The organism is Mycobacterium paraintracellulare (assembly GCF_000276825.1).
Classification (GTDB): domain Bacteria; phylum Actinomycetota; class Actinomycetes; order Mycobacteriales; family Mycobacteriaceae; genus Mycobacterium; species Mycobacterium intracellulare.
In genome coordinates, this window is sequence record NC_016948.1 from 4180181 (window position 1) to 4193272 (window position 13092).

The 13092-nt window shown below is 66.2% G+C and carries 10 protein-coding genes; 3 read left to right on the top strand and 7 right to left on the bottom strand.

Annotated features, from left to right (window positions below; all coding sequences use genetic code 11):
• Nucleotides 1-5: 5 nt before the first annotated feature.
• Nucleotides 6-3131 (bottom strand): Kelch repeat-containing protein, encoded by a 3126-nt coding sequence (locus OCQ_RS19290; protein ID WP_014385553.1) that lies wholly within the window; start codon nucleotides 3129-3131, stop codon nucleotides 6-8.
• 97 nt (nucleotides 3132-3228) lie between these two features.
• Nucleotides 3229-5430 carry an acyltransferase family protein gene (locus OCQ_RS19295; protein WP_014385554.1) on the bottom strand — a complete coding sequence of 734 codons (2202 nt, stop codon included), beginning with the start codon at nucleotides 5428-5430 and terminating at the stop codon, nucleotides 3229-3231.
• 215 nt (nucleotides 5431-5645) lie between these two features.
• On the opposite strand from OCQ_RS19295, the gene OCQ_RS19300 reads away from it, so the two are divergent.
• The 3 genes from OCQ_RS19300 to OCQ_RS19310 all read left to right on the top strand — a co-directional run bounded on the left by OCQ_RS19300 (nucleotide 5646) and on the right by OCQ_RS19310 (nucleotide 7262).
• The gene (locus OCQ_RS19300) at nucleotides 5646-6086 is read left to right on the top strand and encodes a nitroreductase family deazaflavin-dependent oxidoreductase (protein WP_009954255.1); all 441 of its coding nucleotides are present in this window, start codon (nucleotides 5646-5648) and stop codon (nucleotides 6084-6086) included.
• A 122-nt stretch (nucleotides 6087-6208) separates the two neighbouring features.
• Nucleotides 6209-6670, top strand: a complete 462-nt coding sequence (locus tag OCQ_RS19305) for a DUF1942 domain-containing protein (protein ID WP_014385555.1) — start codon at nucleotides 6209-6211, stop codon at nucleotides 6668-6670.
• Between the two features lie 133 nt (nucleotides 6671-6803).
• The gene (locus tag OCQ_RS19310; RefSeq protein WP_080588074.1) at nucleotides 6804-7262 is read left to right on the top strand and encodes a GAF domain-containing protein; all 459 of its coding nucleotides are present in this window, start codon (nucleotides 6804-6806) and stop codon (nucleotides 7260-7262) included.
• A 109-nt stretch (nucleotides 7263-7371) separates the two neighbouring features.
• Here the strand turns inward: OCQ_RS19310 and OCQ_RS19315 are convergent, their stop codons facing one another.
• From OCQ_RS19315 to OCQ_RS19335, 5 genes are read right to left on the bottom strand one after another with little or no spacing between them, the layout of a single operon-like run.
• Complete coding sequence (locus OCQ_RS19315) at nucleotides 7372-8019, bottom strand: maleylpyruvate isomerase family mycothiol-dependent enzyme (RefSeq protein ID WP_014385557.1); 648 nt, start codon at nucleotides 8017-8019, stop codon at nucleotides 7372-7374.
• Nucleotides 8006-9019, bottom strand: a complete 1014-nt coding sequence (locus OCQ_RS19320; protein WP_232065618.1) for an LLM class flavin-dependent oxidoreductase — start codon at nucleotides 9017-9019, stop codon at nucleotides 8006-8008. The genes OCQ_RS19315 and OCQ_RS19320 overlap by 14 nt, the downstream gene beginning before the upstream one ends.
• A 20-nt stretch (nucleotides 9020-9039) precedes the next feature.
• Entirely contained in the window at nucleotides 9040-9978 is a 939-nt protein-coding gene (locus OCQ_RS19325) for an NADP-dependent oxidoreductase (RefSeq protein WP_041785151.1), read from the bottom strand.
• Between the two features lie 17 nt (nucleotides 9979-9995).
• The gene (locus OCQ_RS19330) at nucleotides 9996-10820 is read right to left on the bottom strand and encodes a nuclear transport factor 2 family protein (RefSeq protein WP_014385560.1); all 825 of its coding nucleotides are present in this window, start codon (nucleotides 10818-10820) and stop codon (nucleotides 9996-9998) included.
• Between the two features lie 4 nt (nucleotides 10821-10824).
• Nucleotides 10825-13032, bottom strand: a complete 2208-nt coding sequence (locus OCQ_RS19335; protein WP_080588038.1) for a molybdopterin-dependent oxidoreductase — start codon at nucleotides 13030-13032, stop codon at nucleotides 10825-10827.
• Nucleotides 13033-13092 lie beyond the last annotated feature (60 nt).

Genomic DNA, 13092 nt, shown 5'->3' on the forward strand with positions numbered 1-13092 from the left:
CGTCGCTAGACGAAGTCCAAAGCCTCGACCGTCGCGACGGGGCCCTCATGGGTGGGCCGGTTTGCACCGCCAATGCAGTACACGGTGTTGCCCACCGCCGCGACCGCCTCAGCGTGACGCGGCGTCGGCAGCGGGGGCAGCGTGGACCACTTCGCATTTGCGATGTCGTACATTTCTGCGACTCCCAACACCTGGGTTGGTTCCTCACCACCGACCGCCACGATTCGGCCATCGATGAACGCGGCGCCGTAACTTCCACGCGGAGTTGGCATGTCGACCAACTTGGTCCAGGTCCCTGCTTGGGGATCGAACCGTTCGAACGCCGCGGAATTCTTGTCGGCGGACAGGAACCTCCCGCCGACCGCGTACATGTAGGTGCCGTCGGACGCCGCGGCCAAGTGTTCGCGCGGGGTGGGCATGTTGGCCGCGTCGCGCCACGAGCTGCCGTCGAAGACCTCGGTCTGGCCGACGAGCTGCTTGGCGTTCTGTCCGCCGGCGACGACGAGCTTGTCACCGACCACCGCGGCCGCCGGTGCCGCCCGCGCGTGGCTGAGGCCGGCCAGCTCCACCCAATTGCCGCCGCGCAACGCGAACACCTTGGTGGACGCCTGCGTGAGGTCGCCGCTGGCGCCGCCGAGGACCACCACCTCGTTGCGATACGTGGCCGCGGCGGCGTGGTGGAGCGGGACGGGCAGCGGGGGTTGGGCTTGCCAGGCGCCGGTGCGCGGGTCGTAACTCTCGACCGTCTGAAGTGCGACTCCGTCGCGCAGTCCGCCCATGATCCAGATCTTGTCGCCCAGCACGGTCCACGCCGTCATCAGCCGGGGTGTGGGCGCGTCCGGTAGCGAACGCCACTGCGCGGCCGGCTGGGCCAGGCGTGGCGGCAGCTGTAACGCCTCGGCCGTCGCGGTCACCTGGTCGTCACCGACGGCCGTCGACCCCCCGACGGCGTAGATGGACTTCCCCACCGCATCGACCGCCATGCCGTGGCGCGCAGTCCCCATGTCCGGCAAGCCATCCCACGTCTTCGTCGACAGATCGAACACCGCCACGCTCTTGAGGACTTGCCCCGCCGACTGACCCCCGGCGGCGACCAGGCGCCGGTCCGCGATCGCCACGCCAAGGTCACTGCGAGGCTGGGGAAGGTCGGGCAATTTCGTCCAGGTTTTCGCGGCCGGGTCGTACGCCTCGACCGCTACCAGGTCGGCGTTCCCGTTGGTCCCGCCGACCGTGTACACCAGTTTCCCGTCCGAGGCCGCGGCCAGCATCTGTCGCGGGGTCGGGATGGGGGTGCCGAGGGTCCAGGCGTTGCCGTCGAAGATCTCGGTGGAGTTCAGCAGCGCTCCGTTGGCGTCGACGCCGCCGGTGACGATGATGCGGTCACCCACCACGGCCGCCGCCGCTGCCGCGCGGGGCTGCAACAGGTGGGGCAGCTCCACCCAGTGACTGTTGACCACGCGCCAAACCTGGTCGCTGGCAACCTTTTGCGCGCCCGCGGCGCGCCAGCCGCCGAGCACGATCGGGTTTCCCTGCCACGTCACGGCCATGGCCTGTTGAACCGGGACCGGGAGATCGTCGCCGCTCTTCCAGCTGTCGATGACGGGGTCATACCCCTCGTGGTTTGCGACGACGGCGTGGTTGCTGCCGATTCCGCCGAATATCCAGATCGTGCCGTCGGCCTGGGTGGTTGCCGCCGCGTCGCGTGCGATGCGCGCGTTCGTGATCGGCTGCCACTTCACCGACGCCTGGCTCGGCGGGCTCGCGGCGGCCTGGGGGTGCCGCTTGCCGTGCGTCAGCAGCACGTAGACGCCGCTGCCCAGCACCAACACGGCCACCACGATCGCGACGGCGATCAGCGCCGCGGTGGCGCGGCTTCGCTTCGCTTTCGACGGTTTCGGCCACGCCACCGCGCCGGTCGCCAATCCGCGCGGCGTATCCGGAACACGGTCGGCAGAACTCGTCGGCGCGATCGCGTCGGTGACACTTGTCTGTTCGGGGATCATCTGGGTGGGCTCGGACGTGTTTGGGCCGCGCGAGACAGCGGGTGCGCGGCCCGGCTGCGGGCGACCGGGCGGCCGTGACGGCGGATGCGGTGGCGTCGAGGTGGTGCGATCTCCCAGCGCATTCATCAGCGAGGTGGCACTTTCCGGGCCGGCGATCCGTGGGCCCGGTTTGGCGATCCTCGGCGGTCTCGGCACCGGCCGCGCGATGCGCCCCGAACCCGCACCCGCGGCGGTAATCGCCATGGAATCGGGCTTTAATCCGTTGCGGCGCAGGCTCTCCTGCAATTCGCGGCCGAACTCCGCCGCTGACGCCGGCCGTTCGGCGGGATCGAACCGCATCGCTTTTTCGATCGCCGAACAGACCGCGTCGGGGATCCCATTGGGGCGCAGGTCCGGGACCCGCGTGCTTTTGATCCGGGTGTACTGCGCGAGGAGGTCTTCGCCGCTGCGGCGCTCGTATGCGGCGTTGCCGGCGATGAGCGCATAGAGCGTGGCACCGAGCGAGTAAACATCGGTCTCGACCGTCGCCGGATCGCCGGTCATGACCTCGGGCGCGAGGAAATCGACTGTGCCGGAAAACAACCCGGACGCCGTTTCATAGCCTCCAGCGACGTGCGCCGTCCCGAAATCGGTGAGCTGCGGTTCGCCGTAGTCGTTGACGAGAACGTTCGCGGGCTTGATATCGCGGTGCAAAGTTCCTGTCAGGTGAGCGGTTTCGAGCGCCCCGCACAATTTCACACCGATCCGCATCGCTTCGGGCCAGGCGATCGGCCCCTCTCGCTGCACCCGCAGGCCCAGGGAACCGGCGGCGCAGTACGACATCACGATATAAGGCCGGCCGCCCGCGGTGACGCCGACGCGCAGAATGTTGACGATGTTCGGATGGCCCGACAGGCCGCCCATGGCGTAGCCCTCGCGGAGAAATCGTTCGCGACTCTCGTCGTCGCCGAAGGTCGGCAACACCTTGATGGCGACGTTGCGACCGAGCGCAGTCTCGCGACAGCGATACACCACGCCGGCGGCGCCTCGAGCGATCTGGCGCGCGTTGTCGAATCCGGCGGCAGCCAACTCCGCGACGATGTCGCTCGGTCCCGGCGCCCGGGGGCGAGCCTTGGGTCTTTCAGCCATTTCGTGGCCTCAACTTCCCAGGCAACTGATGATCGAGTTAAGGGTAGCGAACATGAGCGCACCGGCTGAACGGTTCCGGTGAGGATCGTCGCAAAGCTCAGCCGGGGAGCAGCGCGCGATCGGCCAGCGCGCCCATCACCGGCGCCAGTTCCCGGGCGTATTCGAACGTCAGATGGTTGGCGTCGTGGAACACCACGGTGTTGCCGACGATGACCGGGCACCGGTCCAAGGTGCAGAACAGCTCGGTGAGGTCGGCGTACTGTCCGCCGCCGGCTTTGGTGGCCGCCGCCTCGGCGGCGATGCCCGGATCGTTCACCGCCGTCGATCTCGGCGGCGCGCAGGCCGTCGCGTCATCGAGGTGACCGGACAGGCAGGTCGGCACCAATGCGTGCGGATCCGGGGCCGGCCCGAGCACCAGCACCTTGGCACCGGTACCGCGCAGCTGCTGGACGAGTCGGGTCAGGCTGCCGAGCCAGGCCGAGTCGTATGACGTGACACCGGCCGGAAAGTCGTAACGGTCACCGTATTTGCGCCACAGGCTCAACACGACCAACTGTGGATGCTGGTTGCGCAGGCGGGCGACGACCAGATCGCGCCACTTGTCGCACTCGGTGAATTCCCGGCGCAGGAACGGGTTGATGATGGGCAGGTCCAGCATCGGGCAGCCGCCTTTGGTCAGGGCCTCCAGCCGCCAGTGCCGCCGCCCGGTGACCTGCTGGAATGCAGGGATCCACATCGCTGCGGTCGAGTCACCGACCAGGGCGACGCCGGTCTTTGACGCCCTGTCGCCGCTGATGCACTCGGGCTGATCGGCCTCCAAAAAATTGCGCAAGCAGCCCTTGAAGTAGGCGATCGGGTTTTCGGCTGAAGCAGCGCCGATCGATGGGTCGAGATTCGACGGGACTGCCTTGAGATCGGCGGATACCGCGACCATCGTCTGCACTTGCGCAAACGCGTACTGCACCGCCGCGTCGTACGCGTCGAGGCTGTCACCCGCCGGTGGTATCGGCCCGGTGACTTTCAGCGCCGCCGCCGGGGCACCGTGACCGACGGGGGCGGGGATCGCCACCAACAACGCCGCGCCCACGCATACCGCCACCGCGGTCGCACCGCCACCGAGCAACAGGCTGCGGAACGCGGACCGGCGCACGAAAGGGGCGAAGCGGAGCGGGTTTTCGATGAAGCGCAGGGTGAGCACGGCCAGACCGCCGGATATCGCGACCGTCGCCAGCCTGCCCACCAGTCCCAGCGGATGGCCCAGCAACGGCGGCGCGAGCAACAACACGGGCCAGTGCCAGAGATACCACGAATACGAAATTCGGCCGATGGCTCCGATCGGCGACCACGCCAAAAGGTGCCCGCACCCTCGGGTGGGGTGGACACAGCCCGCGCCGATCACGAGTGCGGTGCCGAGCACGGGCAGCAGGGCGGCCGTGCCCGGGTAGGGCGTCATCACGCTCAAGACCGTGCAACCCAGCAGGATCAGTGCCAGGCCCGCCCATCCCGCGATCGCGGCGGGCAGCGCCGCCAGCCGGCGCCACTGGGTGGTCGTCAGGGCCACCAGGCCGCCCACGGCCAACTCCCACGCCCGGGTGGGCAGTGAAAAGAACGCGACGGAAGGCACGATCGGGGTGGCCAGCAGTGACGCGGCAAACGACAGGACCGCGACCAGCGCAAGGACCAGGAGATAAGGACGCTCGGACGACACGCCCGCGGCGCGCCGACGCCGCCGCCGGGTGGCCCAGGCCGTACCGATGATGACGGCCGGCCACACCAGGTAGAACTGCTCCTCGACGCCCAGGGACCAGTAGTGCTGGAACGGCGACGGCGGCGTGTAGGCAAGTTGGTAGTCGATGCCGTGGAAGACGAACCAGTAGTTGCCGATGTACAGCGCGCTGGCGATGCCGTCACCGATGACGCCCTCGGCTTGCAACGGGGGCAACAGGATCGCCGAGGCGATCGCGGTGACAACGCCCACCGCAGCCGATGCCGGCAGCAGCCGGCGGGCTCGCGCCCCGTAGAAGCGGCCCAGCCGGACGGTGCCTGCAGTGCTTACCTCGCGGTAAAGCATTCCGGTGATGAGGAATCCCGAGATGACGAAGAACACGTCGACGCCGGTGAACCCACCGCCCACACCGGGCACGCCGGCATGAAAGAGCACGACGGCCAACACCGCGACGGCACGCAGGCCTTCGAGGTCTTGGCGAAATGCCGGCTTCGGCGGACGCAGGCCCCGCGCTTGCGTGACGGGGCTGACGCTCTCAACGTCTGCCATCGTCACCAACTGGGTGAAGGGCAACTCTCGAGAATGGTAGATACATGCGAAATCGCGACGGGGCAGCTATGTCAGTATCTGCGCCAATTACCGTCTGACCCCCCTTGACCCCAACCGCCCCTTCAGTCCGAGGTGACTATAGCTATCTCCGCGGCCATGTGCGGATATACGTCCGAATTGCCTCCCGCTTCGAGGAACCCCCTGGCAAATACCGGCGCCGCCGAGCGAAACTGACAGCTATGAGTTTCGTGGAGGAAAAGGTGCTTCCGCAGCTGCTGCGAGTGCACGACACGGTGTATCAGAAGACGAATGGCTGGATCGGTCACCGCGCGCTGTGGATACCGAGCCTGCTGCTGCATACCGTCGGCGCGAAGACCGGTAAACGACGCACGACGTCGCTGACCTATGCCCGCGACGGTGACAAGTATCTGGTCGTCGCCTCCAAGGGCGGCGCCCCCGAAGCCCCCGGCTGGTACCACAACCTGAAAGCCAACCCCGACGTCGAGATCAACGTCGGACCACGGCGTTTCGCCGTCACCGCGCGACCGGTGCTGCCCGATGACCCCGACTACCCGCGGCTATGGCAGATCGTCAACAACAACAACCAAAACCGCTACGTGGAGTATCAGAAGCGGACGTCACGACCCATCCCGGTGGTCGTCCTGAGTCCGAAAGGCTAGAACGATTCACCCTCTGACCTCGCCCGAGCAGGTTTGAAACCGGCGAGTCTGGATACCTCCCGGTATGTCGAGCAAGCGGCTAGCGCTTCTTGACCGCAGGGACCTAGGGAAGGGGTTTTGCCATGATGCTCTCCAAGGTTGCCATGAAGACGACGGCGGCCGCCGCCGGCATCGCGACGGCGGGAATTCTGATGGCGTCGCCGGCGCTGGCGGATCCGCAAGTCGTAGCGTTTGGCCAATCCGCAGAGATTCCAAGCGCAAACGGCGCAGAAGCCATCAACTACACCGTGAACAACTTGCAGCCCAGCGGCCACAACGATGGCATCTGGTACTCCGACGTCACGGCCACAGGTGTGCGCGGTAATGCGACTCCGGTCATTGCCGACTTCAACGCGCGTGCCGTCAACAGCTCGACCTACGCGGTCATGAAAGGGCATGAAGTAGACGGCCTGCCGAACCAGCCGATCGCGCCGGGCGCCCAGGCGACCGGGCGGCTCTACTTCGACGTTCGAGGCGGCACGGCGCCGGACAGCGTTGTCTACCGGGATGCCGCCGGCATCGACAAGGTCGTCTGGAAGAGCTAACGGCGCCGTAAGCGCCGCCACATCTGGGTTCGCCCCGATGCAGCCACTTCGGTCCTAGCGCATCGAGCATCGGCGCTTGGCGATCGGCGCACGCCTGGGGGTTGCCGGCGGTAATCAGGGCACGATGTTTGTCATGGTCGCCGTCCACCGCGCGCCGATGCGTTCCCGCAACGATGCCGTCGAGCCGCAAGCTGCCATCGACCGCGCTCGACGGCTCGGCCTGTGCGGCTTCGGGCAATACGTGGATCGCTCGGGCGAACAGGAACGGCTTGTCCGTCGGGTCGGCCGATTCGCCGACCTCGATGACGGCTCGTTTGTGTGGAGCCGCGACACCGACGGGTGGTTCTGGTTGGGCCGCATCTGCGGGCCGTACTTCTATGACGCCGGCGAAGCGGCCGCCGCAGTGGATTTGGTGCACGTAAGACCGTGCGAGTGGCTGTCGGCACCGACGCCTGAGCAGGAGGTGCCGTCCGCGGTCATTGCCACATTCCGGCGCGGTGGACGGAACTTTCAGGAAATCCATCACCGATCGATCGGTGAGCACACACAAAGAATTTGGGATGCTCGCAGGAATCAACCTGCAGACGACTAGCCGAACCTCGCAGACCGCGGACGGCCTAAGCGCGGCTCGTCAGGACTACTCACCCAGGGCTGCACGCCATTTCGGAAAAGCCCGTTACTGAGCTGCGGGCACGCTCCAGTCACGCGCGAAAGATATTCACTGTTTCGGGAAGACCCAGCATCCGTGGGTCGCGTCGCCCTGTAGCAGCGAGAAGGAATTTGTGGGCGTCGATTCCGCTTTCCTTCGGGAATGCCGCGGCCGGTATCGCAAGCAGGCGGACTACGTGCGAGTCGGCTGCGATGATGGGATCGCGGCTTAGGATGTCGAGGACGAAATCAAGGCTGTCATAAAGTCCTTCGCGTAGATCTGATGGCTGATTGATGGCGTCGCGGATGTCGTCGGCGTGCACGTACGCGTCCATCAATAGAGCATGTATTGCCCGGCCAACAGTGAAACGCGGTGCTGGACTGGGTCGGACCCACATGTCGTCGCCGAACGCGGTCAACAGCCCTGCCGTCGACTCTCCGATCTGCCGCATCTGGGCGGCAAGGTCGTTGGGCGGTTGGGCGCGCAGCGACGCCGCCTGTTCATCGGCGCTTCGCGTACCGCTTGCGCCCGTGACGGTGTCGATCGCCTGACCCACAACATGGGCGGCGACGTCGCGCACCTGCCAACCGGCGCAGCGGGTGGCTCGGGTCCACATCGACATATCGAGCCTGGCCAACAAATCCGAGAAGTTCTGGTACTCGCGGAGCAGGCCGACCGTCGTGCGCTCACGGGTAAGCACGGGACGCCTCCTCCAAGCGATCCTTCACATCTCGAAGTCGTTCGAGCTGCACCCGGAACCCATCCTGCGTGAGCACCCCGATACGGCAGACCAAGTGGCGCACTCCGGCATCGATGTAGTTCGCCAGCTTGGCCGCAACCGCCTCAGCGGACCCGGCGGCGAAGGCCTGGAGACTCTCGACGGCCGCAAGCGGAAATCCATACGTTGCGGTGGTGAACCGATCAAGTTCGGATCGACCGCCATCTGGCGAGTCCGTTACAAGGACCGTCACAAAAAGGGCTGGGGTGACGGCGTCAGTCGGCCGCCCAGCCAGCTTGGCTGCGGCGCGAACGTCACCTAGACCCGTCGCGAAACCCGACGGCGTCGGCGGGTAGGGCAGCCAACCGTCATATGCCGCCCCCGCGCGAGCGCGGGCGCGCGGCGTGTCGCCGGCAAGCCAGACCGGCGGCCCGGCAGGGTTGAACGGCCTTATCCCAGAAGGAATGTCACTCAGGGCGATCGTATCGCCGTGAAACGCGCTCGGCCCTGCCCCGGCCCATAGCTGTCGCCAGAGCGCAACAGTCTCGTCGAGCCGCCTGGAGCGCCGTCGCCATGACACTTCCGACACCGCGTATTCGGTCTCCGATATCCCCGGAAAGCCGGCACCGACAGCTACGACGAGGCGGCCCTGCGCCAATCGATCGATGGAGGCTAGCGCTTGCGCGGCTTGTACAGGTCTGCGCAACGCAGGAAGAAGCGCAGCGGTGCCAAGTGTCACCCGCTCAGTCACCGAAGCGGCAGCCGCGAGAAATGTCAACGCTTCGATACGTGGGCCAATCAGTGAGTCGTTGGCCCATAGCGAGTCGAAGCCGAGATCCTCGATGGTGCGCACCATGCGGGCGAGTTGGTCAGGTTCGGTACCCGGCCATTGGTCAGCGGCAAGCAGCGCCACGATCCCGACACGCAATGCGCCTTTCCCACCTGGATCGTGCAGTTGCCGGTGAGATGCAAGAGAAGTCATGGGGCCCACGTCCGGTTCGTTCACACCACGGTGAGAATGATCTTGCCGCTGGTGCGGCCCTGGCTGCTGATGGTCAGGGCACGCGCCGCGTCGGCTAGCGGGAGCCGCTCGGCGATATGCACCCGCAATTTTCCGCATTCGACGAGCTGCGCGATGCCCCGGAGGCCGGCCGCGTCGGGCTCGACCAGGTAGTCGTAGGCGTGAACTCCGAGCTCTTTCGCACGCTCGTGCAGGCCTGGCGTCCAGGCGGCTTGAGCGCTGACCAGAATCCCCCCGGGACGAAGACATCCCAATGCCTCGACACCAGCATCACCACCGAACATCTGGATCACCACGTCAACATCACCGACTACCTCGTGGACCGGCGTTACGGTGTAATCCAACGCCTGGTCAACACCCAGCTCGGCAAGGAAGCGGTGTTTGGCGGCGCGGGCGGTCCCAATGACGTAAGCGCCGTGCGCCTTGGCGATCTGGACCGCCAAATGCCCGACTCCCCCAGCGGCGCCAGCTATCAGCACGCGCTGGCCGGGCGCAACGTGGGCGACGTCGACAAGCATCTGCCATGCGGTGAGCCCCGCGAGCGGCAGGGCGGCTGCTTCGGTGAAGTCCAACCCGGCGGGCATAGCCGCGAAGTGCCGTGACGGCCCGGTGACGAACTCGGCGTATCCGCCCGCTTGGCGCGGGAACCACGGCATTCCGAAAACCCGATCGCCGACATTGAATCGGTTGACGCCGTAGCCGACCTCCTCGATTACCCCTGCGACGTCCCAGCCGTGAATGAACGGCAGATTGAGCACCCGGTTATATGCCCGACCTCCACTTGTGTAGTAGTCCACTGGGTTAACACCAGCGGCGTGAACGCGGACTTTCACCTCGGTCGGGGCCGGCTGCGGTTCGGGGGCCTCCGCTAACCGCAGGGAGGCGGGGCCGTCCCACTCATGTTGGATGATTGCGCGCACGAAAACTGCCTCCTCAGTTATGGTTTGGCCGGAATTAGGTGCCGCTTGCGGCTGGGCGTCATGCCCCTCGTATCGAATACGACCGTCGTCTCGGCGCTTTGGCCGTCTCGAAGCCGGAACCGGTCGGCACCGCACCAGCGCCGTACCGAACCATCCACCGTTCCACGGCCTTCCCACGCGATCAGGAGGACGTTGCCGCGGTGCGCGTAGTCGGCGACCGATAACGTCAGGTCCGGAACGTGCTTGACCGCGGCGGCCAGTTGGGCGACATAGGCATTGCGTCCGCGCAATGGTTCGGCAATTCCCGGCCAGTGCAGCGCAACATCGTCGGTGACGAGGCCGTGAACGCGGGTGGTGTCGGTGGGCGCAGCCCAGAATCGGGCCCAACCCGCGACGAAGGATGCGACCGTTGACACCGGCGGCTCCAGCGCAGCAGCCGGCCCGGCGAAACCAACTTGGTGATGAAGGATCCTGGTATCGAAGTAGCCGCAGTCGCTGGTGAGCTGTCCGCCGCGGAAGGTGCACACGAACGTGACGGGGACATCGATGCGGCTGCCGGGATCAGTGGTCAGGCCGAGGAGATTGTTCCCCACCGTCCCGGTCATGCGCCCCCACACCACGGCCGTGTCGTCGCCGAATGCCGTCCCATCGAAGTGGCCCTGGTAATCAGGCACTGATTGGAAGAAGGCCGCGTAGAACTTGCGCAATTGCGCGTGGCCGGTGACCGGCTGGCGAACCCCAGAGTCTTGGTAGCTGCCGTCGGGTGCGTATGCGGCCACGATCGCTTCGACGTCGTGTCGGTTCTTAGCCTCGGCGTAGTTGCGCAGTGCCTCGCGCAGCACAGCCTCAGTGGACATGGGAGTTCTCCTGCGTGGCGTCGAGCGTTGGTGTGGGGGTTGCAGTGATCTCTACCGGGATGCCATTGAGCACCGCGGTGCCGGATAGTGGATCGAGTTCTATGCCGTCGGCCAAGAGGTTGCTGTTGACTCCCGGCCGTTGTGCCGCGATAGCGGCAGCCGTTCCTGGTTCGTCGTGTCCCCAACCATGCGGTAGTGAGACCACGCCGGGGGTCACTGCGTCGGTCACCTCCACCGGAGCGTCGATTACGCCGGCGCGCGACTTCACCCGGGCGTGCTTGCCGAGCTGGAGACGTGCGACGTCGGTGGGGTGAATTTGCAATGTGCACCGGTCTGGTCCTTTGGCCAGCGTGGGCAAGTTGTGCATCCAGGAGTTGTTCGACCGCAGGTGACGCCGCCCGACCAACACCATGCTGTGTTTACGGGGCCGGAGGAAGCTGGCGCGCAATTGGGCAACATCGTCCACCAACGGTGGTGGGGCGAGCTCGATCTGCCCCGACGGTGTGTTGAGTATCCCGGGCAGCTGTGGGCTCAGTGGGCCGAAATCCATCCCGTTGGGATACTCGCGCAACCGGGCCAGGGTGAGCGGCCCATCGGCGTCGCCGTAGGGTCCTGCGCGTAACAACAAGTCAAGAAGACGCTCGGGGCCGCGAAGCTGTCCATGCGCATCGCCGCCGACAGCCTTCGCCAGCGATTCGGCGACCATGTCGTCGATGGCCTTCAGGTCGGCCGTGGCGCCTTGTCGTGCCAGGATTCCGATCAAGCGCAGCAAGATCTGCCAGTCCGCTTTGTCGCCGGGCTGCGCGGGCAGCACCGGCGGTGAGTAGGTGGCAGTGTTGCGGATCGCAAAATGGCCGAAGAACAAGTCATAGTGGGGCTTGGTCAGCGGCGAGAGCGCCGGCAACAGTACGTGCGCATGCCGTGTCGTTTCATTGCGGTACAGATCCAGGCTGACCATGAGTTCGAGCTGCTCGAACGCAGCCGAGAGGCGCGAGCTGTTCGGAGCTGAGCGCGCCGGATTTCCGGCTACGGTGATCAGCGCCTTCACCTGCCCTGCTCCAGGCGTGTCGATCTCCTCGGCAAGGCAGGCCAGCGGCAGCTCTCCGAGAGTCTCGGGGGCGCCACGCACCCGGCTGCGCCACCGCCCGATCGCGGTGCCCGTCCGCCCCGCCGTGACCAGTCGCAGATCGGCCGCAGGGCGGGCGAACATGGCACCGCCGGGCCGATCGAGGTTGCCGGTCAGGACATTGAGGACGTCGATCAGCCAGCTCGACACGGTCCCGAAGCGCTGAGTGCAAGTGCCGGTGCGGCCGTACACGGCCGCAGCCGGCGCGGTGGCCAGATCACGCGCGAGCCGGCGAATCTCCTCGGCCGGGATTTCGCAGTGCGGAGCAACGGTCTCCGGAGAAAACTCGCGTGCGACCTGCTCAACGGTTTCGACGCCGCGAGTGTGCGGGCCCAGCCGGCCAAGATCGATGCGATCCTCACTGAACAGAACATGCACCAACGACAGCAGGAGCAGTGCATCGGTGCCCGGCCGGATCCGGTAGTGCTCGTCGGCCTCTTGGGCAGTTCGACTCCGGCTGGGGTCGACCACGACCAACCGCCCCCCGCGGCGCCGCAGCGCACGTAGCCGTCCCCGCATACCCGGAGCGGTGAGCAGGCTCCCGTTGGACACCATCGGGTTAGCGCCCAAGATCAATAGATATGAGCAGCGGTCGACGTCGGGCAGCGGCACTGTGTACATCCCGCCGAACATGAGTTGGCAGGCAACAAATTTCGGCATCGCGTCGACGGTGTTCGCGGTGTAGATGTTGCGTGAGCCGAGCGCCCGCATCGCGGCGCTGCCATAGAGCGTCGTGGCAAAGTCGTGTGCCACCGGGTTGCCGAGGTACAAGGCCACGGCATCCGCGCCGTGCTGGTCAATGACCGCGGTGAGTCGTCGATCGACGACCGCGAACGCCTCCTCCCAGGACGCGGGCTGAAGCCGACCGTCGGCGCTGCGGAGATGCGGTGCACGTAACCGGTCGGGATCTTCATGAAGCTCTTTGAGCCCGAAGGCTTTCGGGCAGACATGTCCGCGGCTCGATACGTGGTTGCGATTGCCACGGATGGAGCTGACCTCGCCCGCATCCACGCTGCTCTCCAAACCGCAACCGGCCTCGCAGAGCGGACAGACATGCCGTTGGATTTGCATACCGGCAGTATATACATACTGACAGTATGTACCACAAGTATGTACCCTGGGTATGTATCG

Excerpts from the sequence above, each read along its gene's own strand:
- OCQ_RS19320 (WP_232065618.1), bottom strand. The coding sequence starts at position 9,019 with ATGACTTCTCTTGCATCTCACCGGCAACTGCACGATCCAGGTGGGAAA.
- OCQ_RS19300 (WP_009954255.1), top strand. The coding sequence starts at position 5,646 with ATGAGTTTCGTGGAGGAAAAGGTGCTTCCGCAGCTGCTGCGAGTGCAC.
- OCQ_RS19310 (WP_080588074.1), top strand. The coding sequence starts at position 6,804 with ATGGTCGCCGTCCACCGCGCGCCGATGCGTTCCCGCAACGATGCCGTC.
- OCQ_RS19305 (WP_014385555.1), top strand. The coding sequence starts at position 6,209 with ATGATGCTCTCCAAGGTTGCCATGAAGACGACGGCGGCCGCCGCCGGC.
- OCQ_RS19335 (WP_080588038.1), bottom strand. The coding sequence starts at position 13,032 with ATGCAAATCCAACGGCATGTCTGTCCGCTCTGCGAGGCCGGTTGCGGT.
- OCQ_RS19290 (WP_014385553.1), bottom strand. The coding sequence starts at position 3,131 with ATGGCTGAAAGACCCAAGGCTCGCCCCCGGGCGCCGGGACCGAGCGAC.